This window comes from Acinetobacter lwoffii, assembly GCF_024129115.1.
Classification (GTDB): domain Bacteria; phylum Pseudomonadota; class Gammaproteobacteria; order Pseudomonadales; family Moraxellaceae; genus Acinetobacter; species Acinetobacter lwoffii_T.
On record NZ_JAMXXO010000003.1, the window covers coordinates 167955 to 194647 of the forward strand.

The 26693-nt window shown below is 45.4% G+C and carries 26 protein-coding genes; 12 read left to right on the plus strand and 14 right to left on the minus strand.

Features of this window, described 5'->3' with window-relative positions; all coding sequences use genetic code 11:
* Positions 1 to 196: 196 nt before the first annotated feature.
* On the plus strand, positions 197 to 637 hold the full coding sequence (gene dtd / locus NI470_RS04955; RefSeq protein WP_253147844.1) for a D-aminoacyl-tRNA deacylase: 441 nt from the start codon (positions 197 to 199) through the stop codon (positions 635 to 637).
* Between the two features lie 133 nt (positions 638 to 770).
* Here dtd and NI470_RS04960 read toward each other — a convergent pair whose 3' ends face one another.
* The 3 genes from NI470_RS04960 to serB form a co-directional block, all read right to left on the minus strand.
* Positions 771 to 1250, minus strand: coding sequence for an SCP2 sterol-binding domain-containing protein (locus NI470_RS04960; protein ID WP_004647189.1), 480 nt, complete (start codon positions 1248 to 1250; stop codon positions 771 to 773).
* A 141-nt stretch (positions 1251 to 1391) separates the two neighbouring features.
* Positions 1392 to 1727 carry a ciprofloxacin tolerance protein AciT gene (gene aciT / locus NI470_RS04965; RefSeq protein WP_004647188.1) on the minus strand — a complete coding sequence of 112 codons (336 nt, stop codon included), beginning with the start codon at positions 1725 to 1727 and terminating at the stop codon, positions 1392 to 1394.
* A gap of 414 nt (positions 1728 to 2141) precedes the next feature.
* A complete protein-coding gene (gene serB / locus NI470_RS04970; RefSeq protein ID WP_253147845.1) occupies positions 2142 to 3362 on the minus strand; it encodes a phosphoserine phosphatase SerB in 1221 nt (406 codons plus the stop codon).
* Positions 3363 to 3439: 77 nt separating this feature from the next.
* Between serB and NI470_RS04975 the strand changes: the two genes are divergently transcribed.
* Positions 3440 to 4693, plus strand: coding sequence for a hypothetical protein (locus NI470_RS04975; RefSeq protein ID WP_004729076.1), 1254 nt, complete (start codon positions 3440 to 3442; stop codon positions 4691 to 4693).
* Positions 4694 to 4787: 94 nt separating this feature from the next.
* On the opposite strand, the gene ppk1 is transcribed toward NI470_RS04975, so the two are convergent.
* From ppk1 to mhpT, 4 genes are all read right to left on the minus strand, one after another.
* Positions 4788 to 6851 carry a polyphosphate kinase 1 gene (gene ppk1, locus NI470_RS04980; protein WP_253147846.1) on the minus strand — a complete coding sequence of 688 codons (2064 nt, stop codon included), beginning with the start codon at positions 6849 to 6851 and terminating at the stop codon, positions 4788 to 4790.
* A 177-nt stretch (positions 6852 to 7028) separates the two neighbouring features.
* A complete protein-coding gene (locus NI470_RS04985) occupies positions 7029 to 7976 on the minus strand; it encodes a bile acid:sodium symporter family protein (RefSeq protein ID WP_253147847.1) in 948 nt (315 codons plus the stop codon).
* Positions 7977 to 8102: 126 nt separating this feature from the next.
* The gene (gene pncA, locus NI470_RS04990; RefSeq protein WP_005105311.1) at positions 8103 to 8732 is read right to left on the minus strand and encodes a bifunctional nicotinamidase/pyrazinamidase; all 630 of its coding nucleotides are present in this window, start codon (positions 8730 to 8732) and stop codon (positions 8103 to 8105) included.
* 294 nt (positions 8733 to 9026) lie between these two features.
* Positions 9027 to 10232 carry a 3-(3-hydroxy-phenyl)propionate transporter MhpT gene (gene mhpT / locus NI470_RS04995; protein ID WP_253147848.1) on the minus strand — a complete coding sequence of 402 codons (1206 nt, stop codon included), beginning with the start codon at positions 10230 to 10232 and terminating at the stop codon, positions 9027 to 9029.
* Positions 10233 to 10956: 724 nt separating this feature from the next.
* On the opposite strand from mhpT, the gene dapA reads away from it, so the two are divergent.
* From dapA to purC, 3 genes are read left to right on the plus strand one after another with little or no spacing between them, the layout of a single operon-like run.
* Positions 10957 to 11856, plus strand: a complete 900-nt coding sequence (dapA, locus tag NI470_RS05000) for a 4-hydroxy-tetrahydrodipicolinate synthase (protein ID WP_004281249.1) — start codon at positions 10957 to 10959, stop codon at positions 11854 to 11856.
* 14 nt (positions 11857 to 11870) lie between these two features.
* Positions 11871 to 12476, plus strand: a complete 606-nt coding sequence (locus NI470_RS05005) for a hypothetical protein (protein ID WP_004281248.1) — start codon at positions 11871 to 11873, stop codon at positions 12474 to 12476.
* A 36-nt stretch (positions 12477 to 12512) separates the two neighbouring features.
* Positions 12513 to 13232: a phosphoribosylaminoimidazolesuccinocarboxamide synthase gene (gene purC / locus NI470_RS05010; protein ID WP_004281247.1), complete on the plus strand. Its 720-nt coding sequence runs from the start codon at positions 12513 to 12515 to the stop codon at positions 13230 to 13232.
* A gap of 300 nt (positions 13233 to 13532) precedes the next feature.
* Here the strand turns inward: purC and NI470_RS05015 are convergent, their stop codons facing one another.
* A complete protein-coding gene (locus NI470_RS05015) occupies positions 13533 to 14807 on the minus strand; it encodes a replication-associated recombination protein A (protein WP_180087177.1) in 1275 nt (424 codons plus the stop codon).
* A gap of 263 nt (positions 14808 to 15070) precedes the next feature.
* On the opposite strand from NI470_RS05015, the gene NI470_RS05020 reads away from it, so the two are divergent.
* Positions 15071 to 17209 (plus strand): putative bifunctional diguanylate cyclase/phosphodiesterase, encoded by a 2139-nt coding sequence (locus NI470_RS05020; RefSeq protein ID WP_253147849.1) that lies wholly within the window; start codon positions 15071 to 15073, stop codon positions 17207 to 17209.
* Positions 17210 to 17228: 19 nt separating this feature from the next.
* On the opposite strand, the gene NI470_RS05025 is transcribed toward NI470_RS05020, so the two are convergent.
* Entirely contained in the window at positions 17229 to 17681 is a 453-nt protein-coding gene (locus NI470_RS05025) for a YcgN family cysteine cluster protein (protein WP_253147850.1), read from the minus strand.
* A gap of 192 nt (positions 17682 to 17873) precedes the next feature.
* On the opposite strand from NI470_RS05025, the gene NI470_RS05030 reads away from it, so the two are divergent.
* The gene (locus tag NI470_RS05030) at positions 17874 to 18032 is read left to right on the plus strand and encodes a DUF1328 domain-containing protein (RefSeq protein ID WP_004647174.1); all 159 of its coding nucleotides are present in this window, start codon (positions 17874 to 17876) and stop codon (positions 18030 to 18032) included.
* Positions 18033 to 18155: 123 nt separating this feature from the next.
* Here NI470_RS05030 and murJ read toward each other — a convergent pair whose 3' ends face one another.
* Positions 18156 to 19706: a murein biosynthesis integral membrane protein MurJ gene (murJ, locus tag NI470_RS05035; RefSeq protein WP_253147851.1), complete on the minus strand. Its 1551-nt coding sequence runs from the start codon at positions 19704 to 19706 to the stop codon at positions 18156 to 18158.
* A gap of 60 nt (positions 19707 to 19766) precedes the next feature.
* Positions 19767 to 20357: a 1,6-anhydro-N-acetylmuramyl-L-alanine amidase AmpD gene (gene ampD, locus NI470_RS05040; protein ID WP_004647171.1), complete on the minus strand. Its 591-nt coding sequence runs from the start codon at positions 20355 to 20357 to the stop codon at positions 19767 to 19769.
* 182 nt (positions 20358 to 20539) lie between these two features.
* Here ampD and nadC point away from each other — a divergent pair, with 182 nt between their 5' ends.
* Positions 20540 to 21385, plus strand: coding sequence for a carboxylating nicotinate-nucleotide diphosphorylase (gene nadC, locus NI470_RS05045; RefSeq protein WP_004281240.1), 846 nt, complete (start codon positions 20540 to 20542; stop codon positions 21383 to 21385).
* Positions 21386 to 21485: 100 nt separating this feature from the next.
* Here nadC and NI470_RS05050 read toward each other — a convergent pair whose 3' ends face one another.
* A complete protein-coding gene (locus NI470_RS05050) occupies positions 21486 to 21683 on the minus strand; it encodes a hypothetical protein (RefSeq protein WP_004281239.1) in 198 nt (65 codons plus the stop codon).
* Positions 21684 to 21863: 180 nt separating this feature from the next.
* Positions 21864 to 22580, minus strand: a complete 717-nt coding sequence (rph, locus tag NI470_RS05055) for a ribonuclease PH (protein WP_253147852.1) — start codon at positions 22578 to 22580, stop codon at positions 21864 to 21866.
* 210 nt (positions 22581 to 22790) lie between these two features.
* Between rph and NI470_RS05060 the strand changes: the two genes are divergently transcribed.
* Positions 22791 to 23492 (plus strand): TetR family transcriptional regulator, encoded by a 702-nt coding sequence (locus tag NI470_RS05060; protein ID WP_085064426.1) that lies wholly within the window; start codon positions 22791 to 22793, stop codon positions 23490 to 23492.
* 54 nt (positions 23493 to 23546) lie between these two features.
* Here the strand turns inward: NI470_RS05060 and NI470_RS05065 are convergent, their stop codons facing one another.
* A complete protein-coding gene (locus NI470_RS05065) occupies positions 23547 to 24161 on the minus strand; it encodes a thiol:disulfide interchange protein DsbA/DsbL (RefSeq protein ID WP_004281236.1) in 615 nt (204 codons plus the stop codon).
* A gap of 227 nt (positions 24162 to 24388) precedes the next feature.
* Between NI470_RS05065 and ubiG the strand changes: the two genes are divergently transcribed.
* Genes ubiG through NI470_RS05080 form a run of 3 tightly spaced genes read left to right on the plus strand, consistent with a single transcriptional unit; the run spans position 24389 to position 26589 of the window.
* Positions 24389 to 25117 carry a bifunctional 2-polyprenyl-6-hydroxyphenol methylase/3-demethylubiquinol 3-O-methyltransferase UbiG gene (gene ubiG, locus NI470_RS05070; RefSeq protein WP_253147853.1) on the plus strand — a complete coding sequence of 243 codons (729 nt, stop codon included), beginning with the start codon at positions 24389 to 24391 and terminating at the stop codon, positions 25115 to 25117.
* Positions 25114 to 25803: an HAD family hydrolase gene (locus tag NI470_RS05075; RefSeq protein ID WP_253147854.1), complete on the plus strand. Its 690-nt coding sequence runs from the start codon at positions 25114 to 25116 to the stop codon at positions 25801 to 25803. Before ubiG ends, NI470_RS05075 begins: the two co-directional genes overlap by 4 nt.
* A 39-nt stretch (positions 25804 to 25842) precedes the next feature.
* Positions 25843 to 26589: a YciK family oxidoreductase gene (locus NI470_RS05080; RefSeq protein ID WP_005094903.1), complete on the plus strand. Its 747-nt coding sequence runs from the start codon at positions 25843 to 25845 to the stop codon at positions 26587 to 26589.
* The last annotated feature ends 104 nt before the right edge of the window (positions 26590 to 26693 follow it).

Below are 26693 nucleotides of genomic sequence, written 5' to 3' on the forward strand. Positions count from 1 at the left end.
CATGCAGCTAAGATACTTGAGAGTAAAAAATAGATAAAACAGATAATTTTTATGCTTACGATCGTGTTTTTAGATAGTTTAAAATATTATCAATGATAATCAATAAATTAAGCCCGTTTTTTAGACATTAACTTAATAATAGATGAGTCTGATCTTGCTACAATGGCGGCATTTTTAAATCTGACTGAAATTGATTATGCGTGCATTATTACAACGGGTACTGGAAGCCCAAGTCGTGGTCGATGGTGAAACCACCGGAGAAATTGGCAAAGGTATTCTGGTTTTTCTGGGCTTAGGTAAAGAAGATAATCTGGAAAAAGGCAAAAAGCTGATTGATAAGATATTGAAATATCGCTTCTTTGATGATGAACAGGGCAAAATGGGCTGGAATGTTGCCCAAGCCGGAGGTGGTTTGCTTCTGGTTTCACAATTTACCTTGATGGCACAGACCCACAAGGGTTTACGTCCAGACTTTGGCCCGGCCATGCCACCTGCCGAGGCTAAAGCACTTTATGAGCAGCTAGTAGAATATGCCCAAAGCCAGTTTGAACATGTACAAACCGGTATTTTTGCCGCTGACATGAAAGTGCATCTGGTCAATGATGGGCCGGTGACATTTAATCTGGAAGTTGAATAAGTTTTAATTATTCCAGAATTCAAAAAGCCCTCATATTTGAGGGCTTTTTCTTTTAAAAAATCTTTCATCCTTTCACCCCTCTTTGTGTTTCTCCCAAAGGGAGAAAGAAAAGGTTGGATGAAAGATTTTTAACTTATTTACCAGTTTTTTCTTTAATAAACTGACGTACCATTTTCACTTTTTCTTTGACTGGCTTTGGCAATTTTGGTGGAATCATCTTCGCCACCTGGTTAAACCAGACCAGCAGGCCGAAGTCACCTTCCATTTTGATCGTGCCACTTTGCATGCCGGTCATAAATGCCGTCGGGTCACCTTTGACCAAGGTCTTTACACCCTGCTCACTGTCAGCAAACTGCAACACAAAATCAGCTTTTTCAGCATCACCCGAAACCGTATCGATATGACCGTTATCCACAATAATCTGACGTGCCATGCCTTCATCCGTACCAATCTGAATACGGAATTGACGTCCATGTACCAGTTCAATGAATTTTGGGCTGGTACGTGCCAACTGCTTCATACGTAAAGCTAGACCTGCGACCAGTAAGTCCAGCGGATCTGTACTCATATCGATAAGAGGAAGTTTTAACACAGGAATGGATGACAGTTTCATGGAGGATGCCTATTCTAATTGTACGAAAATTGACAAATATCCTAGCATAGTTCTGGACTAGGTGGATTATGCAGTTTGTATCATATTTCCAAACTGAAAAATGCACCCATGGGTGCATTTTTTTCATTGCAACTTGTAGAATTAACGGCTTGAAAGCTGCTGCTGGTCGTCTTCATACACTGGCGTATGTTCGATGCAACGGCGTTTTGCTAAAGCACGCTCAGCACGACGATCTTCACGCAACAACAGGCCAGTCACGACCATCATGACCGCAGTTAACGCGCTCAGATAACTATACGTCATTGGTAGCTCAAACCAGGTTTGAGTTCCTACACGAATCACCTCGATCAGGCCCCATACCAGCATCCCGGCCGCCATAAAGCTTAACCAGCGACGATAAGGCGAGAAGAACACAGCAAGCACAGCTACAGCGACTAAACTGAAGCCCACAATCGTTGCTAAATTCGCTGTTACCATATAACCCCCTCCATCCAGATAGATAGTTTCCGCTTGATATTGCAACGCTTCTATCTATTGAATTTCGTTAAATCAATAAAATGGAATCTGTTGATTTGTATCTCTATGCCTGCATTATGCTGAGTTTTTTGCATAAAAAAAGTCCTGTCATCCAGCCTAACGACATACTTTGTCGCGATATTATATTGTCATTACATTTTTTGCTTTTCACATTTTTGTGGATCAACGACTGCGCCAATGTTGGCGTGTCATTACAAAATTATCAGTAGTTTTTTTAAGTGAAAAAATTATTTTTCCGTTTAAGATGATCGATGTTTTTGTAGCCATATTTCAGATATTCCTTATATCACTCACATCATAAGCAATAAAAAACGCGACCCAAAGGTCGCATTTAAAATCAATCAAAGCCTGTACTTATGCACGGTTCAGGTCTTTATCATGGACGCCGAGCAGATACAGCACCCCATCCAGACCGACGCTAGAAATCGCCTGATTGGCATTTTGGCGTACCAATGGTTTGGCACGGAAAGCCACACCGAGTCCTGCAATGGATAACATTGGCAAGTCATTGGCGCCATCACCGACTGCGATGGTTTGTTCCAGGGAAATCCCCATTTCTTGGGCGATTTCACCGAGCAAGAAGGCTTTGCGTGCGCCATCGACGATATGGCCTTTGACTTCACCGGTAACGACCCCATCCTGCACATCGAGCGCGTTGGCATGCACTTCATCAATATCCAGTTTAGTTTGCAGATATTCCGCAAAATACTGAAAACCACCTGAAAGGATTGCGGTACGGTAACCCAATGCTTTTAAAGTCGAAATCAGGCGTTCAGCCCCTTCGGTAATGGTCAGGCGCTCGGCAATTTTCGGAAGTACCGATGCATCCATGCCTTTTAATAAAGCGACACGGGCACGGAAGCTTTGCTGGAAATCCAGCTCGCCTTGCATGGCACGTTCGGTAATTTCTGCGACCTGTTCACCGACGCCGGCTTCAATTGCCAGTTCGTCAATAACTTCCTGCTCGATCAAGGTCGAGTCCATATCAAAGCAAACCAGACGGCGGTTACGGCGATAGGCATTATCTTCCTGTACCGCGACATCGACATTAAGTTCAGTGGATAAACGCAAACAGGCCTCACGCATGGCAGCTGCATCTAGCATTTGTCCACTTAAACCGAACTGGATACAGGCACGTTTTGGCCCGCTGCTCTGGCCATCTAAAGCGGGGCGACCAGACAGACGGGTCACGGTTTCAATATTAAAGCCCTGACCCGAGACAATCTGGGTCACGGCTTGCAGATGAGAGGCATTTAATTCAGGGGCCAATGCCGTTACGATATAACGTGTGCGTCCACCCTCTTTGACCCACTGATCATATTCAGTCACAGAGATCGGTTTAAAGCGCACAGTTAACCCGATATCATGTGCTAGAATCAGGATCTCCTTCATGGCTAATGCTGTCGCTGTCTGGTCTTCAGAGGCTACAACAATACCTAAGGTTAACTGATTATGAATAACCGCTTGCCCTACATCTAAAATCTGTAAGGAATGGGCGGACAAAACCTGCATTAATCGTGTAAATTGATTAGGCTGGTCAGGTCCTAAGAATGATATAAGAATGATTTCTCGCATGAATTGACTCGGGTCTGAGCTACAACTATTGTTAGAATCATAATCGAAATTGAACAGAATTGCCTTGGAAGTTTACGTTGAATGCGCCTAGACAAGGGCTATTTGCTAGCCTATTGATTGTAAGTTTTGCTCTGCATACCTTTTTACTGGTATTGGCAACCACTCACCAACTGAATGAAAACCGTGCCAATCAGGGACAGCTGATCACCAGTCAACTGGTGACAGACAGCCTGTCTGAGCTTGAACCACCCAACCGCGTTTCTCTGGCGTTGCTGGCAAATCGCTATGCCACCAATCCAAGTGTCGCTTCCATCCGGATTCTGGATGCGAAAGCTCAGGTTTTAGCCACTGGCGGACTGACCAAAACTCGCGAAGGTGAAGTTTTTGTCCGTGATGCGCTGCAAAACGAGAAAAAAGTCGGTGTGATTGAAATCACCCTGATTGAACCAAGTATTGGTGAAATTCTGCGCACGCAATGGCTGGCGATTCTGTTCTCTTTCATCATTCATGGTCTGCTCTGGGTCGCTTATCGTGCCGTAGCACGTCCAAGCCGGACTGAATATCTGGCGCGCATCAATAATGAATCGCGGCTGAAATTCGAGATTCAGACCCTGACTCAGGCACTGGAGCAGGAAAAGCATAACGCAGCACTGGCGATTGCCCAAGCCCAACAGGCAGTGAAAAACAAAGCCAAAGAAAAAGAACATAAACCAGCGGTACTGGAAAGCGATAGCCTGAGCTTAAACATTCAGTTCTACGATCCAAAACAGTTACTGGATAGCGTGAATAAAACCGTTTCGGTGCCTTATTTCAATCTCTGTCAGATTTTCCTGAATAAAGCCACCGAACTCTGTGTGCAACGCTATAAATTGAATAGTTCTGATATTTGTACCGTACATAAATTCGATGAAAAAGGTGCCACGATCAGTATCGCGGCAGACAAACCGAATGCCCTAGCCTGCCTGACCATGATCAGTGCCGTGTTCCAGCTGCTTTCGGAAGTGCTGTATAAACGCTATCGTGAAGAAAAACGTTTTGTGCTACAAACCCGTAGCGCAATTGCCTCTAAAGTCGAGGAGATGCAGCTCAGCTCGGTACAGGCCGCTGAGCGCCTGACTCAGCATCTGGTCGCGAAAGAAAGTGCCTTACATGTACCGAATACCTTGCTGAAAGATGTGAGTGATCACTTCCAGCTGGTCAGCATGCCGAATCCAACCAATGTCCTGACTCGTCATGCTTTTGTTGTGAATGGGATGGATGCTGAAAGCGCCGAGCTGGCACAGACTTTTAGAACCGAAATTCTAAAATCCAAACAGTCCAAAGCCTCATAAATATCCCTGAATGTTGCAATTAAAAAAGCCGGATCCAACATCCGGCTTTTTTATGGATATAAAACAAATACACCAGCGTATCTTGGCCTATCCCTTAAATTTTTAACTGTTTTTGTTCCAGCAGATATTGCTGGGCATTATAAGGCTGGGCCAGATCCTGACAGGGGACTTTATGCCACTGACCATCGGCATCTAACTCCCATGCATTGTGACAATCTTTTAAATAGCTGATCAGACCATCTTTATAAATCCGTTTTTTCAGCTCTGGATCCAGCACCGGGAAACAGGTTTCGACCCTGGAAAACAGGTTGCGCCCCATCCAGTCGGCACTGGCACAATACAGTTTCTTGGCACCGCCATGTTCAAAATAATAAACTCGGGTATGTTCCAGGAAACGTCCTACGATTGAACGTACCCGAATATTTTCCGACATACCGGTAACTTGTGGAATCAGGCAGCAGATTGAACGCACAATAAGGTCAATTTTTACCCCGGCCTGCGAAGCCTGATACAGGGCAGTAATCAATTGCGGTTCAGTAAGCGCATTCACCTTGATGATGATATGCGCGGCTTTGCCGGCCAGGGCAAATGTCTTTTCCTGGTCAATCAGTTTCAGCAGTTCACTATGCAGGGTAAACGGCGCATGCAGCAAGGCTTTCAGTTTGGCCATTTTCCCCATACCGGTCAGTTCCTGGAACATGCGGTGCACATCCTCACAGATATCCAGCTGTGTGGTCATCAGGCCGTAATCGGTGTACATGCGGGCATTTCCGGCATGATAGTTTCCAGTGCCCAAATGTGCATAACGCAGTAATTCCTGGTTTTCACGCCGGACAATCAGAATCATTTTGGCATGGGTCTTATAACCGACGATGCCATAGACCACCACTGCCCCGGCTTCTTGCAGGATATTGGCCACCATAATATTGGATTCTTCATCGAAACGCGCCCGCAGTTCAATCACGGCTGTGACTTCCTTGCCATTCCGTGCGGCTTCTGCCAGCACCTGAACAATTTCCGAATCCGGACCACTGCGGTACAGCGTCTGCTTGATCGCCAGCACCGCCGGATCCTTAGCCGCTTCGCGCAGTAAAGTAATCACCGGCTGGAATGAATCAAAAGGATGATGCAGCAGCACATCCTGTGCCTTTAAAATTTCAAAAATACTTTTCTGTTTACGGAAAATTTTGGGAATCACCGGACTGAAATGCGGATACTTTAATTCCGGACGCTCAAAGCTGGTACTCAGACGGGACAAATTGATCGGTCCATCAATCCGGTACAGTTCCTGTTCCGTCAGATCAAATTCATCTAGCAAATAGTCGATAATGTTCTGTGGAGAGTCATTTTCAATTTCCAGACGTACTGCACGACCAAAGCGGCGCGAACACAGTTCGTCTTTTAAGGCTACGGCCAGATCGTCAACATCTTCCGACAATACTAGATCGGCATTGCGGGTGACTCGAAAGGCATAACATCCGGTCGCTTTCATGCCCGGGAACAAATCACTGATATGCTGCTGGATGATCGCAGTCAGAAAAATCTGGGTGGTATTGTTTCCGGTGACGTCTTCCGGAATTTTAATCAGGCAGGGTAAGGAACGTGGTGCCGGCACAATTGCCATCTCGATTTCACGGCCAAAGGCATCTTTACCTTCTAGGCTGATAATAAAGTTCAGACTTTTATTCACCAAACGTGGAAAAGGATGTGAAGGATCCAGGCTGATCGGGGTCAGTACCGGTTGTACTTCTTTGGCAAAAAAGGCTGCAATCCACGCCTTGTTTTTTTCCAGAAGATCCTGATATTGAAGAAACTGGATACCCTGCGCCTGAAGTTCAGGCAAAATCGCATGATTCAGCACCTCATACTGCTTGTTAACTGTGGCATGAATGGACTGGGACAGTTCTTGTAGAATCAGCTCGGTGGGTACAGCATCAGGCGTCCGGGTAGTCGCATTCAGGTCTTGCTGTTTCATCAGCCCGGCAATCCTGATTTCAAAGAACTCATCCAGGTTACGGGAAAAAATAATCAGGAAGTTTAAGCGCTCTAAAATCGGTAAATTCGGATCGAGTGCTTGTGCCAAGACACGACGCTGAAATTCAAATAAGGAAAGTTCCCGATTAAAATAGGTCGCTGACGAATGCTGAAATTGTTCCATGCCCTCTCAATGCTGCTGATTACAGTCTGTTGTTTCACATCATTGAGGGGCGATCTTAGGCAGACTTCATGACACTTATGTTACAAAGCTCGATAAATCCATATAAATTAATATTTTAATTTTTAAAATTATAAAACATCATGCTCTGGCTTGTTGTGCGCTGTCATCAAACTGCAATTAGGTGTCTGTTTTTTCAGTTTGTCTGGCAGCCCAATAAGTGGCTAAAGCTGGCCCTGAAATATTATGCCACAGGCTGAAAATGGCACTTGGTAAAGCGGTAAGTGGTGATGCGGCAAAATGGGTTGCCGCCAAGGCCACACCCAGACCAGAATTCTGCATTCCCACTTCAATGGAGACTGCACGACAGTCTATTTCTGCCAAGTGAAATATACGGCTGGCCCAATAACCCAGTAAATAGCCCATACCATTGTGTAAGGCCACGATCCCTAAAATCATTAAACCGGACTCCAGAATCTGGGTTTTGCTGCCGGCAATAATCGCCGCGACAATTGCCACAATCGCAATCACAGAAATCAACGGCATGACCTGAATATAGGCCGTGACTTTTTGCTTGAGTAGCGCCCGTACGATTAAGCCCAGAATAATCGGGAATAACACCACCTGTAAGATCGACACCAGCATCGACCAGGCATTGATTTCAATCCACTGACTGGCCAACAAGTAGAAAATGGCCGGAGTTAGAATGGGCGCCAGTAACGTAGAAACCGAGGTACAGGCGACCGACAAGGCAGTATTGCCCTTGGCCATATAGGTAATCACATTGGATGCAGTTCCGCCCGGACAGCAACCCACCAAGATTACCCCGATGGCAATCTCTGGTGGCAGCTGGAACAGCTTGCACAGCAAAAAGGCCAAACCCGGCATCACCATAAACTGGGCGACGACGCCAATCGCTACTGCCTTCGGACTTTGCAAGACACTTTTAAAATCTCCGACGGTCATGGTCATGCCCATGCCGAACATGATGATGCCTAACATCCAGGGAATATAAGCTCTTAACCAGACAAAAGCTTCAGGGATCATCAAGGCAATGCCGGAAAAAAGCACCACCCATAAAGCAAAGGTTTTTTGGACAAATTGGCTAAACTGGAGCAAGGCTGACATGGGTTTCATCCAGGTGATATTAAGGGAGAAAAAGCAAGATAAAACAGGCACCCGTTGACGCCTGAATTTTTATATTTAAATATAAATAAGATCAAAGGAATATTTAAGTTCTATCCCTATTCAGCTTTAAGCTGCTTGAACAATATCTTTCACATAGATACGTTTCACGCCATGCGACAGCATATCCTGCCAGGCATGTTGCAAGGAACCATTCAGGTCAATGCCCTTGGTGGCATCGGCAATCACATAGGTTTTAAAGCCCAGTTTGCAGGCATCGATTGCAGTCCAGGCCACACAAAAGTCCGTAGCAATCCCGACCACAAATACGGTATCAATCCCACGTTCACGCAGATAGCCAGCAAGACCCGTCGGGGTTTTCTGGTCAGCTTCCATAAAGGCCGAGTAACTGTCGATCTGGGAATGAAAACCCTTGCGAATGATGAGTTGTGCTTGCGGTAAATTTAAATCCGGATGCAGTTCGGCATCGCGTGTCCCTTGCACACAATGCTTTGGCCATAAGACCTGAGTGCCATAATCCAGCTGAATGCTGTCATAGGCTACTTTGCCGGGGTGGTTGTCTGCAAAAGAAATATGGTTGTCCGGATGCCAGTCTTGGGTCAGGATAATATGCTTAAAATGCTGCCCCAATAGATTAATATTTGGAATAATCTGGTCAGCATTGGCTACAGCCAGATTGCCTCCCGGGGTAAATCCTCTTTGTACGTCTACGACCAGTAAAGCAACATTATTCTGCATCTGTTTTCATCCATTGAAATCTCGATTTATGCCCAAGCATAGCGCAAAATACCCCAGTATTTTTAGCTCTGCTGCTAAAAATGGCATGACTGTGCATTCTCAGCATGCGCATATGAGCAGATCAATAGATTCATTATTTTTGACAAATATGAGACAAGTTCCGTGCTAGATCACTGCAAAAAATAAGTTTTAAGATAAAGTGATGAACTTTCTAATAATAAAACAGTGTATTTAATTCTTAAATTCTGAAAATAAAAAAGCCTGCAAAAGCAGGCTTTTTTAAATCGTTCAACCTTACACTTTAGTACGATTCACCAGGAACAGCATACATAATGCAGAAATGATGATACATGGGATCGCGGCGCTAATAACCCCAGCAGCGCCAAAACCTGCCGTCAGTAACTGACCGGCAATCACTGGCCCCAGCATGGCACCGATACGGCCAACTGCAGACGCAACACCAACACCAGTACCACGCACTTCAGTCGGATACACGATACTGCCGAAGGCATATAGTACACCCTGACAGCCAATCACGAAGGCACCGGCCAATGCGGCTGCCATATACATCTGGTTCAGCGAGCTTGCACCATTCAGCGCCAACAGACCTGCCAGAATACCGCCGTACATCAACAGGATCACATAGGCTTTCTTCCAGCGGTCGGTCAGCATACCCAAAATAATCGTACCAATCGTCGCTGTCACCATGAAGTAGAACTGTGCGGTTGAACCATCCTTACGGGTAAAGCCAAGTTCCATAAACAATGATGGCAGCCAGCTCAACATGATGTAAACCACCATCAAGGTAAAGAAGTAGCTCACCCAGATACACAGCGTACGTAACAGGTTGTCCGAATTAAACAGGTCCTTGAATGAACCCTGCGGTGCAACAGCAAGTTCTGCAGCCGTTTTGTTCTGTGCTTTCAGGTATTCCTTCGATTCAGGCAAAAATAGCATCATCAGTGGAATGGCAAAAATCGGTAACAGGCCACCGAGATAGAAAACATTTTTCCAGTTGGCGCCAAATTCAGTCGCCGCAATCAAAGATAAAATTGCTGCACCGACTGGCATGCCGCAGTACATCAAGCCCACTGCACGGCCACGGTTTTGTGGAGAGACTGCTTCAGAAGCAAGTGTGATCAGAATTGGCATCGCGCCGCCCAGACCTGCTCCAGCTAGGAAACGCACTGCCAGCAAGCTGTTAAAGCTATTGACCCAGACGGTACATAAGGTAAATACAGCAAACACTGCTGTCGACCAGATCAAGACTTTCTTACGGCCAATGCGATCTGCAAATCGACCACCAACCAGTGCACCCGGTAATAAACCCAGAATCCCTGCACTAAAAAACACACCCAACTGGGAACTATCGAGACCAAAATGCTCACGAATACCTGCAGCAGCAATTCCGGCTGCCTGAATATCTAAGCCTTCAATCACCGCAATCAGAAAACAGATCGCGACCGTGACGATAGCATGCTTATTGTCTGATCTTTCCATTGGATTATCCTTGTTCAATCAGCGTTACAAAAGACAGCCATCATCTATGAGCCTGATTGCAAAAATAACTATCAATAAGTTGAACGTTTTGCTTGGATATTTCCAAAGGGGCTGAAGTAAATGAATTGAAGATGCTGACTGATAAAGTCGCAAAAACACTTAATCAGAATCCCCTAAAGTTCAAGACTTAGAGTTTAAGGCTTATACATCAAGTTAAAAAATTAACCGATAAGAAAAAAAAATCTCAATTTATTGATATTTAAAAAAGATTAGTCTTAGTCGTTTTTGGCTTTATTTGTTTTAGTATGAGAGTGCGATCAAGATGTACGATATCTCAATTTATCCAATATAACTATTAATCCAAAATCAAAAGGCATAAAAATGGCAGTTTTCAGCTGATCTTTTTGCACAAGCCTTATCATTACTAGGTTCATTTGGGGCAATCTCCTCCTTTGTCTAGACTGGAGACATAACTTTGGTCTCAGGATTTTGCTTTATAAATCATCTTATTTATTACTTGATTGTTTCCAGAAGGCTTTGTATAAAGAATTCAGTAGCTTTTACTAAAGCATATTGTTCTTATGCGTTTGATCAGTCATAATTTGCATAAGCAATATTCAATTCAATGCAAATCTATTGAATTTGCTATAAATCAAAATACAAATCCATCCCAATTTATGTTTTCTCATTCCTTTCGGATGGACAAATAGGATAGTTTTTTAAAATGACTCAGCAAGCACAGACCATTCAAGGTTCCATAGTCGCAATCGTCACCCCTATGTTTGAAGATGGCAGCGTAGATTGGAAGGGTCTCGAGAAGCTGGTTGAATGGCATATTGCAGAGGGCACCAACAGTATTGTTGCCGTTGGAACAACAGGCGAAGCCTCTACTCTCAGCATGAGTGAACACACCCAGGTGATCAAAGAAATCATTCGTGTGGCCAACAAACGTATTCCTATTATTGCTGGCACAGGTGCGAACTCGACCCGTGAAGCGATCGAACTGACCCGCGAAGCCAAAGAGCTGGGGGCAGATGCCGCTTTACTAGTAACGCCGTATTATAACAAACCGACTCAGGAAGGCTTGTATCAGCATTATAAAGCCATTGCTGAAGCCGTTGATCTGCCACAGATTCTTTATAATGTTCCGGGCCGTACCGGTGTGGATATGGCCAATGAAACCGTGATTCGCCTGGCAGATATTCCACAAATTATCGGTATTAAAGATGCGACTGGCGATGTACCGCGCGGTGCTGAACTGCTGCAAGGCCTTGTAGGCAAAGACATGACTGTTTATTCAGGTGATGATGCCACTGCATATCAACTGATCGGTCATGGCGCCAAAGGCAATATCTCGGTCACGGCGAACGTGGCTCCGAAAGCCATGAGCGAAGTGTGTGCCGCTGCGATTGCTGGTGATGCAGCCACAGCTGAACAGTTAAATGCTCAGGTTGCAAATTTACACAATATTTTATTTTGCGAATCGAACCCAATTCCTGTGAAATGGGCACTCCATGACATGGGCTTAATTGGTACAGGTATTCGCCTCCCATTAACACCACTTGCAGAACAATATCGCGCTCCACTTCATGAAGCACTGGTCGAAGCGGGCGTTATCAAATAAAAGAGCACAAGATTATGCAATTACGTTTAGGACTTAGCCTTACACTTTCAGTATTCAGTTTGGCAGGTTGTAGTTCAATGGCCTTTAATAACGGCACTTTAGACTATAAAGAGACTACTACCCTGGAAGCTTTACAATATCCTGAAGGCGCCATGGTTCGTCCTGCAACGCCATTGTATCCTGCTCCAACAGTTGATCCGCTTGCAATTGAACATGCACCGAAGCTTGAAAACCAGCGTGGCAACCGTTTTGCCTTGCCACGCCCACAAGCCCAGACTGAAAACTCAAATACAGCTGATCTAACCGAAACCAATACGGTGGGTCGACCACAGTTGGTCACTGACGGAAATCTTAATCCGCTGCTTAAAATTGAGGGAAATTCTGCTACAATTTGGCAATATACACTTGCCACCCTCAGCAGTCTGAATCATAGCATCGTTGCGCAGAGCAAAAATCGTTATGAAGTCACGATTAAGGTTGATCAGCAGATCTATGTATTAAGATTATCTTCTGTCGGTTCAAGTAATAACCTCGCTGTGTTCAATGCCGATAACAGTTTTGCCGACCGTGAAAAAGCTGCAGAACTGCTCAACCAGATTTACCAAAATTGGCCAGCCTAGACATTTCTAGGCATTTTTTTTGTAAAAGGTTCCCTCATGTTAAAACAAACCTTGCTCTATACTGGTAAAGCGAAATCTGTCTACACCACAGACAGTTCAGACCATCTGATTTTAGTCTTTCGCGATGATGCCTCAGCATTCAATGGCGAAAAAATTGAGCAACTAGATCGTAAAGGCAAGGTGAACAACCGTTTTAACGCCTTCATTATGGAAAAACTGGCAGAAGCGGGAATTGAGACCCACTTTGAAAAGCTACTGACTCCAAATGAAGTGCTGGTGAAAAAACTGGATATGATCCCGGTTGAATGTGTGATCCGTAACTATGCAGCAGGTTCTTTATGCCGCCGCCTGGGTGTGGAAGAAGGCAAGGAACTGACTCCTCCAACATTTGAATTGTTCTTTAAAGATGATGCGCTTGGCGATCCAATGGTCAATGAGTCACAAGCCATTGCTTTAGGTTGGGCGACTGCTGAACAATTGGCGAAAATGAAAGAATTGACTTACCAAGTGAACGACGTGCTGAAAGCATTGTTTGACGCAGGTAATATGATTCTGGTTGATTTCAAACTTGAATTCGGCGTGTTCCATGACCGTATCGTACTTGGTGATGAATTCTCTCCAGACGGTTGCCGTCTATGGGACAAAGACACCAAGAAAAAACTAGATAAAGACCGTTTCCGTCAAGGTTTAGGCGGCGTAGTTGAAGCCTATGAAGAAGTAGCTGGCCGTTTAGGTATCAATCTAGACAACATCTAATCTGTAAATGCGCAGATTCGAAAAAACCGAGCTTTTTAGCTCGGTTTTTTATTTCCGGCTTTTAATCGGAAAAATAAATTTTTATTATTAAAATGATCGTTTTTACATCAAAAACTACATGCATTAATATTATCACATACCAGGCAAATCAGTGAGTTGACGCACTTTACTCCATATTTTCCGACCAAATTTCTCCTCTACCCTCTAGGATGTTATCTCCCTCAAAAACATCCTACTTTCAGCCCAATTCGCCTTGAATTGGGCTTTTTTTATTCTGTTCAATCGGTTGAGATACTCAGTTTATTGCTGCTGTTGTTGCTGTTGCCAACGGCGTTGCTGTAAACGCTCCCCTTCAACTTCACGTTTATTACGTGCTGATTCATACAGTTTGGTATCCTTCAGTTCTGGCGGCATATATTCCTGTAGCACAAAATGCTCAGGATAATTATGCGGATACAGATAATCCACGCCATAGCCCTGCTCTTTCATCAGCTTGGTTGGCGCATTTCTTAAATGCAAAGGCACTGGCAAATTTGAAGTTTTATCTGCGAGTTCCATCGCCTTGTTAATCGCCAGATAGGTACTGTTACTTTTAGCACTGGTCGCCAGATAAACTGCACATTGCCCCAAAATAATCCGGCATTCTGGCATTCCCACGGCCTGCACCGAACGGAAACATTCCCCTGCCAACAGCAAAGCATTTGGATTAGAGTTGCCGATATCTTCGGATGCGGCAATCAGCATACGGCGTGCAATAAATACCGGGTCTTCGCCGCCTTTGAGCATGCGTGCCATCCAGTACAGGGCTGCATCCGGATCACTGCCGCGAATCGACTTGATAAAGGCCGAGACCAGATCATAGTGCTGCTCACCGGACTTGTCATAACGGGCGATATTCTGCTGTGCGACTTTTACCACGACCGCATTGGTGATGATATTTTCCATATCCGCTTCAAAGGTACTGGCAATCAGATCCAGTAGATTCAGCGCCTTGCGAGCATCTCCTGCTGCGAACTGGATCAGGGCATCAAATTCTTCAATCAGGATATGTCTTTCCTGCAAGAAAGAGTCATTTTGTAAGGCTTGCGTCAACAAAGTCTGAATCGATTCAGCGCTCAATGCATTCAGGCTATACACCTGACAACGTGATAATAAGGCACTATTCACTTCAAAAGACGGATTTTCAGTGGTGGCGCCAATTAAGGTAATTTTCCCTTTCTCGACCGCATTTAATAACGCGTCCTGCTGGGATTTATTAAAGCGATGAATTTCGTCAATAAATACCACTGGCGTCAGCAAATCGCCACCTTCGGCAATGATTTCACGCAGTTCTTTCACCCCGGTATTCAGTGCAGACAGGCTGATAAAAGGTCGGTCTACCGCTTGAGCCAGCAGTAAGGCAATGGTGGTTTTTCCGACTCCGGGAGGTCCCCAGAAAATGATCGAAGGCAGATGCCCCTGATCAATCATCTGGCGTAAGGGCGCATGTTCTCCCAGCAAATGTTCCTGCCCGATAATCTGTGTAAGGTCGCGTGGCCGTAAGCGTTCTGGAAGCGGGATATGACTATCTGACATGTTATTATTGGCTCAAACTAAATTATGATCTCATTCTAACACCAGCAGTTTTGATTCCAAGAATGCAAACATCAAGCATAAAAAATTAATTTATGTAGATATCCTCTATTTTTTTAATTCTGAATGAATTAATCTCTGTAAAAGTGAATAATTTGAACATGATTAATTGTGAATTAATTACAGTGTAATTTTCATATTGTTTATTCTAATTAAAAGAAACTTATCTCGCCCCTTGGGCACTTTTGGGTTGTAGTGGTGAATGCATGAAGCATGATAAATTTGAACAGGGAGCTGTGAGTCGGTCTAAGCCACTGACGTCATCATCACTGATTGCACCCCACGTTCACTTGTCTGAATCGGTTTTGTTAAAAAATCTGATCGATGCCTTACCGCAACCCTTGTGGGTCAGCAACAAAAAACATCTGCAATATTTTAACGATGCCTTAACTGATTATCTTGGCGTGAACCTGAATGAACAGGGTCATCCGCAATGGCAGAGCTTTATTCATGCAGAAGACTTGCAGCTGTTTTTAGCGCAGTGGCATGCTGCGCTGGATCAGCATCAGAACTTTGAAACCCAGTGCCGGATTAAACGCAGTGATACCCATTATCGCATGTGTAGCCTGGCGGTAAAATTTCATCATGAACCTGAACATTTGCTGCAATGGGCCGTTTCCCTGACCGATGTGCATGATTATTTTGAAATCCAGCAGCAACTTTCTCAGATTGTTTCAACCCAGGAAAACATGCTGGATGCCAGCACAGACTGCATTAACATTATCAGCCCTGAAGGCGAGATTCGACATAGCAACCAGGCTGGCTGTCTGAAACAAGCAAATGAGACTGCAGAACAGGATCAGGAGCGTTCATTGTGCTGGTTAAATCGCTTAACCCCTGAAGCCCGAAAATCCGGGCAGCGTGCTTTGAAACAGGCAGCCCAAGGCTTAAACAGCCGTTTCTCCAGCAAAATCCAGATCAAAGATCAACCGATCCAATATTGGGATCACCTGCTGACGCCAATTCTGGATCAGCAGAATATTACCCAAAATATCCTCTGTGTATCACGCAATATCAGTCAGCAAAAAATCGCAGAAACCCGTTTAAAAGAAGTGATTAAACGGGATGAACTCACCGGCCTATATAACCGTAGTACCTTCTATAAAACTTTTAAGCAGGTACTTTTGAAGGCCAAGCAACAGCAAACCATGGCAGGTTTATTGCTGATTGATCTGGACTATTTCCGGCATATTAATGACACCTTGGGCCATATTGCCGGCGATCATCTGTTACATGTCTTAGGCAAACGCTTCCAGACTTGTTTCGGTCCGAATACCATCATCGCCCGTTTGGGTGGTGATGAATTTGCTGTGCTGGTCAAAAATTTGGAAAGTGAAGAGCAACTGCTGACAACGGCGCAAATGGCCTATGCCCAGCTAGATCAGCCTATTAATTATGTCGGCAATAGCATCAGCAGTGCCATGAGTATAGGCTGTGCCATCTATCCACGTGATGCCTTAAATACCTCGAATCTGCTGAAATGTGCCGATATCGCCTTAAATGACCTGAAAAATAGTGGTCGTGGTGGCATCCGCATGTTTAATCAGGAAATGTGTGGATCACTGGAAAATATGACCAAGCAGCTGACTCTGGCACGCAAGATTATTCTCGCCGATCAGATCATTCCCTATTACCAGCCCAAGGTCCGTCTTTCTGATGGTGCAGTGATCGGTTTTGAAGCGCTATTACGCTGGCAAGATCAGAATCAGAACATTCAGTTACCTTCCGAAATTTTTGGTGCCTTTCAAGACTATGAGCTCGCCTCACGCATCAGTGAGACCATGCAGCTGAAAGTTTTCGCCGACATGAGCCGCTGGCAGGCCCAAAGTCTGGATCTGTTGCCGATTTCAATCAATGCTGCACCAGTTGAATTCCTGCGCGATGACTATGCCGAAAAACTGTTGGCACGCCTGTCCAATTTTGATGTTCCGGCACATAAAGTTGAACTGGAAATTACCGAACAAAGCCTGTCCGAACATGGCGCCAATTATGTGGTCCGTGCCCTCAACCTGCTGAAACAGGCCGGAATCCAGATCTCACTGGATGATTTTGGCACCGGACATTCTTCGCTGACCCGCTTGCAGGACTATCCGGTCGATTGCATCAAGATTGACCGAAACTTTGTAGAGCGCATGAACAGTGACCCATCTGCCTTGGCCATTGTCAAAGCCATTACCCAGATTGGCTCTAGTATTGCACTGGATATTCTAGTGGAAGGGATCGAGAATACAGAACAGCTGGACACCCTGATCCATTGTGACTGTCAGATTGGACAGGGATTTTATTTCTATCGTCCGATGGCCGGTGCTTCGGCCCAGGCCCTACTCCATCCGGCAGATCAATAAACGAATCACGTAGGCAGATTTAACGCACCCAGCGTACGATATAGTCTTCGATGTCATCTTCATGAATATCGCTTTCAGTCAGGCAGCGCCCTGCTGCCGACTTGCGTGCCTGAATCACACTTTCCCGTGAACCGCTAATCAGATAATGCCAAGATGGCAGGCTTTTACCCTGCTCTACCCGACGATAGGCACAACTCGAAGGCAGCCAGTGAATTGTCTCCAGCTTCTCTGGCGTGAGCTGAATACAGTCCGGCACATATTGCAAGCGATCTGGATAATTGGAGCAACGCGCAGTGCTACAATCCAGCAGTTTGCAGGCCACTTTGGTATATGCGATTTCCTGAGTCTCTTCATCTTCCAGTTTAATCAGACAACATAATCCGCAACCATCACACAAGGCCTCCCACTCGACTTGCGTCAGTTCAGCAAGTGAATAGTTTTTCCAGAATTCGGGACGTAAAGTATCGCTCATGATCAGGTCGGCACATTCAAAAATCAGCTTATTATAGCAGCCCGAACCCTGCAGACCTACCGCCTCAAATTCTTATTACTATCACGTAAACTATTGTTAAATCATAGACAGTTCATCAACAAAACACTAACAGTCGCTGGAATCGTTTATTTCTATACTAAATTTGAAAATAAAAACACATGGAGAATATATATGTTTCGCTGGGCTATTATTTTTGCTGTTATTGCATTAATTGCAAGTCTACTTGGTTTCGGTGGCGTCGCAGGCTTGTCTAAGGATTTTGCAATTATCTTGTTGGTAATTGCGGTGATTCTTGCGATCGTTGGTTTTCTTTCGCGCGGCAAGGTCTAGATTTACGCTAGACCTTTTCAAAGCAAGTGTTAGCTTTCAAAAAACAAGAGCCTTCTGGCTCTTGTTTTTTTATGGGTATTTTAATGATCTGTTTTGATCAAAAATATTTCTTTCAATATGAACTTAAGGTTTTAAATGACGTGGTCTAAAACCTGCTACCAGCAAGGCTGCAACATACGCCACCACACCGACAACACATAAGATCAATACTTCTAAAACACGCATCCATTGCGATACATCTGCGTTATACCAGCTCAGAGCATAGGCTAAGGCCGCAATCATCACCACATTGGCAAACATGAATTGCAGGAAGATTTTTTTCCAGTGCGAACCAAAACGGAAAATATCACGCTTATGCAGATAATAATAAAGCAAACCGGCATTGACCATCGCTGAACCCGTCGATGCCAGTGCAAGGGCCATATGCTCCGCTTCCCAGTCAATCAGCTTGAAGAAACCGATAAAGATCACGTTCAGAATTGCATTGGCTGCCACAGCCATCAGACCGACACGCACCGGGGTTCTGGTATCCTGCTGTGCATAAAAACCGGGTGCAAAGACTTTAATCAGCATAAAGGCAATCACACCACCGCTCATACATTGCAGTGCCAAAGCCGTCATCTGGGTATCTTCAAAGGTGAACTGACCACGTTCAAACAGGGCTTGAATGATCGGGGTCGACAGCATAAACAGTGCGATACTGGCGGGTAGGCCTGCCATCACAATGACTTTAGCTGCCCAGTCCATCATGCCACGGAATTTTTCTGGGTTCTGTTCAGTATGCCGTGCCGATAACGACGGCAAAATCACGGTACCAATTGCAACACCGATCAGACCCAGCGGCAATTCGGTCATACGCTCGGCACTATACAGCCAGGACACCGAACCATCCTGCATGAATGAAGCCCAGATGGTATTTAAGAGCAGGTTAATTTGCGTGACAGATACACCAAATAATGCCGGCAGCATCAACTTCATGATGCGATCTACGCCTTCATGCTTGAAGTCAATTTTCGGTGGAATCAGCAGATTTTTACGCCACAATTCAGGAATCTGGATCGCCAGCTGTAAAATACCGGCAATGATCACTGCCCAGCCCAGCGCCATAATCGGCTCAGCCATATAAGGCGTAAGCCAGAGTGCTCCTGCAATCATCGCCACATTCAGCAAGACCGGTGCAAATGCCGGGGTACTGAAAGAGCCATAACTGTTCAGAATACTGCTGGCAAAAGCCGTCAGTGACATGAACAGCAAATAAGGAATGGTCAGGCGGAACATGTCGGTCGCCAGAGCGAATTTTTCAGGGTCGCTATGGAAACCGGGCGCATAGATATACATAATCAATGGCGCAGCAATGATCGCAACCATGGTTAAAGTCGTCATCACCGTCGCCAGACAGCCAAACACCCGGCTGATCAGGATCTGGACTTCGGTATGCGTGCGACTGGTTTTATATTCGGTCAGTACCGGAATAAACGCCTGTGAAAATGCGCCTTCGGCAAATAAACGCCTGAAAAAGTTTGGAATACGAAATGCGACTACGAAGGTATCGAAGTCTTTACCAGCACCAAAGACATTCAGTAAAACAATATCTCGAACCAATCCCAGTACGCGTGACAACATGGTCATCGCACTGACAATGACGGTCGAACGCCAAAGCGCCATCCTCTTCACCTAATGTATAAATTTGTGGTTATTGTAATGAAACTTTTGTCAGAAGTTCATTGCCTAATTTCATCGCTCAAGCGAGCTTGAGGTATTTTTATAATGCTGTAACTGTGTACGAAAATCAGCCCAGTTAAAATATGGTCCCGGATCGGTCTTGCGGCCCGGTGCAATATCCGAATGTCCGGCAATATGCTGCTGAATCTTGGAATAATGCTGTTGCAGACAGGCCGTGACTTTTACCAAGGCCTGATATTGTTCAGCTGCAAAAGGCAAGTCATCACTGCCTTCCAGTTCGATCCCGATCGAATAATCATTACATTCTTTTTTGCCCAAATAGCTCGAGCGGCCGGCATGCCAGGCACGGTCATTGAAATTAACAAATTGCAGTACTTCTCCCGTTCTTAAAATTAGCAGATGGGTCGACACCTGCATCCCTTCAATGGTTTGAAAATAGGGATGTACTGACCAATCCAGCTGGTTCTGAAAAAACTGTTCAATATAACCGCCGCCAAACTGGGAAGGTGGCAGGCTGATATTATGAATCACCAGCAATTGAATCTCGGTCTGTTCTGGCCGCTGATTAAAATTGGGAGACGGGATTTGACGTGCACCGATTAGTTGCCCGTCCTTGACCTGAAACTCAGCTGCCTGTTGCATAAAACCGTTCTCCCCAAAAATAAAATCTGCAAGATCAGCATTGCAGCCGGCTTCATGCTAAAACTTTCAAGGAGAAATCTCAATTCATCCCAGCAAACTGGATGAAAAATCGCTCATCTTTTATGTAACGGTGCTAAGATAAGGCGCAATTTTCACGGCTTAAAAAAGATACGGAAATACTTATGCGCATATCTCAAGCTTTGCTAGACCAGTCCATTCAGATCAATATTCAACAAGCACTTTCAGAAGATATCGGTGAAGGCGATATTACCGCCCTGCTGACTCCTGAAGATGAACAGGCCACTGCCACTATCATTAGCCGTGAAGACATGGTTTTGGCCGGCCAGCCTTGGGTAAATGCCTTGATTCAGGCCTATGATCCAAGTATTGAAGTGATCTGGCTGAAAAATGATGGTGATCATGTTCAAGCCAATCAAGCATTTTTAAAACTGGCCGGATCTGCACGTAGCTTACTCACCGTGGAGCGCCCTGCGCTAAACTTTGTCCAGACGCTGTCTGCGGTTGCGACTAAAACCGCCCACTATGTCAAACAGTTGCAAGGTTTAAACACCAAATTATTAGATACTCGTAAAACGCTTCCGGGTCTGCGTATCGCACAAAAATATGCCGTGGCCATTGGCGGTGGCCAGAATCACCGTTTGGGCCTGTTTGATGCCTTCTTGATTAAAGAAAATCATATTATGGCAGCGGGTGGGATTGCGCAGGCGATTGCCAAGGCCCATCAAATTGCACCGGGTAAGCCTGTCGAAGTTGAAGTCGAAACCTGGGATGAGCTGAATCAGGCACTCGAAGCCCATGCTGATATTGTGATGCTGGATAATTTCAGTCAGCAGCAGATGATCGACGCGGTGCAACATGTGGCCGGTCGCTGCAAACTGGAAGCCTCAGGTAATATCACCATTGATAATTTACGTGAAGTCGCGAGTACCGGCGTAGATTATATTTCCATGGGCGTGCTGACCAAAGATCTCAAAGCCATTGATCTGTCGATGCGTTTCAATGCTTAAGTCTAGATGGGATAGATGACCGTAGAGGGTGCGAAGCACCCTTTTTTTATTTTTAGAAATTTTTTTTGCGTATATTTTGCTCAATTTTCTATTTTAGACCTTAATCATCATCGTCATCCCGATTACCTCGGCGATCGCGGTCATCATCGTCACCATCACGGTCGTTATATCTTCCGTTATCCTCATCACGATCCTGATTTAACACTGAACGCTCGTCATCTTCACGATTATTGCCCCAGTCACAGGCAGTTAATCCAAACACGCCCAGCAATGAAATTGCACAAAGCCACTGTTTCATGCCGCATTCCTCATTTTGATCTCGCCTGATCCAATATCGATGCAAAACCGGTTCAGATATAGCCGATTCATGTCGGATTTTTGTGATGAAGCTTTGTGATGCAGTTTCTCATACAGTAATTGCTGAAATTTCAGGCATAAAAAAACGCATCCGGAGATGCGTTTCTCAGCATGGGATGGATTACCAGCCTAAAGCTTCTTGCTGTTTTTTCACCAGTTCCTGAATGCCTTTCTCGGCCATTTCCAGCATGGCATTCGATTGTGCACGGGTAAATGGCTTATCTTCTGCAGTGCCTTGAATTTCAATAAATTCACCGGCCTGAGTCATCACCACGTTCAAATCGGTTTGACAGTTTGAATCTTCTTCATAGCAAAGATCCAGTAATACTTCATCTTTGAAAATACCCACAGAAACCGCAGCCACCAAACCTTTTAATGGATCATGTTTGATTTTCTTTCTTTCCAGCAAGACGTTCATGGCATCGACCAAAGCCACCGCAGCACCAGTAATCGCTGCAGTACGGGTGCCGCCATCAGCCTGAATTACGTCACAGTCGATAGTAATGGTATTTTCACCCAGCTTTTTCAGATCGACCATTGAGCGCAAGCTACGACCAATCAGACGCTGAATTTCCTGAGTACGGCCACTCTGTTTGCCACGTGCCGCTTCACGGTCACTACGGGTATGAGTTGAACGTGGCAACATGCCATATTCAGCAGTCACCCAGCCTTGGCCCTGACCTTTGAGGAAACGCGGTACAGAACTATCCACACTGGCAGTACAGAGTACTTTGGTATGACCAAATTCAACCAATACAGAGCCTTCCGCATAACGTGTATAGTTACGGGTAATTTTCACTTCACGTAATTGATCTAATACTCGCTGGTCGATACGCATAATAAGTCCTGTATGGGTTCAAAATAATTGCGGCTCAGTATAGCAGAAGCCTTTGCCAAGATTAGGCAGCCTGGTGATTCATTTACAAAATCAATGCATCAGCTCGCTACGAGATGTCAAAATTCTGCCGATCTGTGGCACTACGATTTGATTTAATTTTTGCTAGACTAAAACTCCCTATGAGGGAAGCCAGTGACAGGAAACCCATTTATGTCCTTACGTGAAGATCGCAAGCAGCAAAGTCATCAGGCACTACTCGATGCGACACTAGCATTCAGCAGTCAGGGCCGCGCTTTCAGCACGATCAGCCTACGTGAAGTCGCGAATGCAGTCGGAGTAGTACCGACGGCGTTCTATCGGCACTTTCAGGATATGAACCAGTTGGGTCTGGAATTGCTGGATCAGGTTGCGATTCATATCAAGGGCGTACTCAATCAGCTGGGGCAGGCTTATCTGTATCAGCCGAATACCCGAACCCACACCGGGCTTGAGCTCTTCTTTCAGGCCGTCGAATATCATCCTGAACCCTGGATTTTTTTTGTGGCAGAACGTTGGGGCGGTTCGGACGTGTTACGTGTCGGCATTGAACGGGAAATTCATTTTCTGGCTGAAGATGTCATGCATGAACTGGCCAAGATGCAATCTACCCGACATATTCAGGCATCACAGGACTTGCAGGCTCTGGCACAGATGCTGATTGAACTGTCCCTGAACTGGGCCATGGGCTGGATTCATCTGCAGCATCAGGTTGATCCAGAGCTGCGCCGCGCTCAATCCAATGCCTTTAAAACCCAAAGCGTGCTACAGATGCAGCTCTTGCTACGTGGCATTTTGCACTGGTACCGGCGACCTGCCAAAACAGTTGAAACCGCAAGCCCTGTGCTCAATGAAGCGGTCATTCCCCCTGCCTAAATAAAAAAACCTGCATCATGATGCAGGTTTTTTTTACTGATCGTCAGTTCAGACTTATTTGGCTTTACGCTCTTTCTCGATCAGGTAATTCACCACCTGAATGACTTTGGCATCATTACCCTGCACAATATATTTACCATTCACGGTCACTGCCGGAACACCACTTAACTGATACTGAGCAGCCAGATTTTTGGCTTGGGCAATTTTCGAAGTGATCGGGAAAGATTTATAGGTGCTGTTAAATTTTGCTTCAGGAATACCATAGCGAGTATAGAACTTAGCCAGTTGTGCCTGTTCTAAAATTGGACGTTGCTTGTCATGAATATCATGGAATAATTGTAAATGTGCTTTTTGACGCACACCCAATGCTTCAGACACATAATAAGCACGTGCTGCCTGTTCCCAGAGTGGATTCATTGCAGCCGGCGTACGTACAAAACGTACATCTTTTGGTAATTTTTTCAACCAGCCCTGCATATGTGGTTCAAGCGCGAAACAGTGACCACAGCCGTACCAGAAGAATTCACGTACCTCAATTCTGCCCGGTTTTTCGACTTTGACTGGTTTTGCAACCACCTGATAGTCCTGACCTGCCACAAAATTGGCCATAGCATTGCCTGAAAAGGCCAAAACAGATGCGGCAACAGCGCCTAAAAGGAATTTTTTCATTCGGATTATCGTCCTCTAAATCATTATGCTTAGTTTATGTGTTCACTATAAATCAATTATGCCGGTTTCGTTTTCATTCTGTGAACTTTTTTGCTGCTTTTATCGCTTTTTCTGCCAGAATCGCTACACTAAACCATCGGACTGATTTTCAAGGTTTTAAATCAGTTTCTCTGGCCATTCGGCACATACATATTTTTAGCTAATCACGACTGATTGAGGTGACACCGATGTTGCAATTGAATGTTGATCCACAAGAAATTGCCAAGTTTGAAGCATTTGCAGCTATATGGTGGGATCAGCATTCCGAGTTCCGCCCCTTGCACATGATTAATCCACTGCGTTTAAACTGGATTGATGAACATGCCGGAGGCTTAAGCGGCAAAAAAGTGTTGGATGTCGGCTGTGGCGGTGGCATTCTGGCCGAAAGCATGGCGCGACGTGGTGCCAATGTGCTCGGAATTGATATGGGCGCAGCCCCTTTAAATGTGGCACGCATCCATGCTGAACAGGAAGGCGTAAGCAATATTGAATATCGTCAGGTGCCGGTTGAGCAACTGGCAGAGGAACAGGCTGGCCAATATGACATCGTGACCTGCATGGAAATGCTAGAGCATGTGCCAGATCCGGCATCGATTATTCAGGCCTGTCACAAGCTGGTCAAGCCAGGTGGTCATGTATTCTTCTCGACCATTAACCGTAATCCAAAGTCCTATTTATTTGCGATTATCGGGGCAGAATATGTCTTGCGCATGCTGGCCAAAGGCACCCATGATTACAGCAAATTTATCAAGCCGTCTGAACTGGCACATGATATTCGTAACGCTGGTTTAAAGCTCAAAGACATGACCGGTCTGCACTATAATCCGCTGACCAAGCGTTATTGGCTGGCACCGAATGTTGATGTGAACTACATGGTTTATACCGTGAAAGATAGCGCAGCAGAGACCACAGCATGAAAGCCGTTTTATTTGACCTAGATGGAACCCTGATTGATACCGCGGCCGATTTTATCCGAATTATCCAGCAGATGTGCCGTGAAGAAGGCCGCACACTGGTTGCACCCGAGCTGATTCGTACCCAGGTCTCCGAAGGCGCTCGCGCTATGGTGAAACTGGTTTATCCGGAACTGCAACTAGAAGATCCGGTCTTTCTGCAACACCGTCAGCGCTTTCTGGACATGTATGGCGCAGATATTGCGGTCGATACCGATCTGTTTGATGGCATGTATCCATTACTTGAACAGCTAGAGGAAAATGACATTCCTTGGGGGATTGTGACCAATAAACCGCGCTGGCTCAGTGAGGCTTTAGTGCAAGCACTGAGTCTGAGTGAACGCTGTGCGGTACTGGTGTGCCCGGAAGATGTGACACGTACTAAACCTGATCCTGAACCAATGTATCTGGCAGCCCAGCAACTGAATCTTGCCGCTGAAGACTGTATCTATGTCGGAGATCATCCACGAGATATTGATGCCGGTCGTCATGCCCAGATGCCGACCATTTTGGCTGCCTATGGTTATTTGCCGTTGCAATACAAAGACGATTTAAACGCCTGGCAGGCCGACCATATCGTGCATACTGTGACAGAATTACATCAATTGATTCAGACACTGGTACTGAAGCAGCATACTGCGGTATCTTGAACGCTTAACACTAAATAATAAGAAGTGAGGAGGTAGATAATGAAATATTCAGCATATCAACCTCGCCCCGATCTGCTCAAGGATCGTATCATCCTAATCACAGGTGCGGGCGATGGCATTGGACGTGCAGCAGCAATCAGTTATGCCTTGCATGGCGCAACTGTGGTGTTGCATGGGCGTACCTTAAACAAACTCGAAGTCATTTATGATGAAATTGAAAGTTTGGGTGCGCCGCAACCTGCCATCTTGCCGCTACAACTATCAAGTGCGTCAGAACGTGATTATGAGCTTTTGCTTGATACGCTAGACCGTCAGTTTGGTCGTCTGGACGGTATTCTGCACAATGCCGGCATTTTAGGTGAACGGGTTCCCTTGGCGGATTATCCGGTCAACGTCTGGGATGATGTGATGGCGGTCAATCTGCGTGCACCCTTTGTCATGACCCAGGCCCTGCTGCCGCTATTATCCAAATCTGAACATGCTTCAGTGGTTTTTGCCAGCTCAGGTGTAGGCCGCGAAGCCCGCGAACGCTGGGGTGCGTATTCGGTTTCTAAAATTGCTATTGAAGCGGTAAGCCAGTTATTTGCCAAAGAGCAGGTACATCCGAATATCCGTTATAACTGCATCAATCCCGGGGCAACGCGGACTGCCATGCGCGCCAAGGCCTATCCGAATGAAGATCCGAAAACCCTGCCTACCCCCGATTCAATCATGCCGGCTTATCTATATTTGATGGGTAATGACAGCCTGCATATGAATGGCCAGAGTATTGATGCACAGGATTAAATTATTCTGTCTGTCATTCAGGGAGCAATCGCTCCCTTTTTATTTCATTTTTAGTCATATTCAGCGCATAAATCTTAAGTAAGTTCACCCCGCTCGCATTGAGT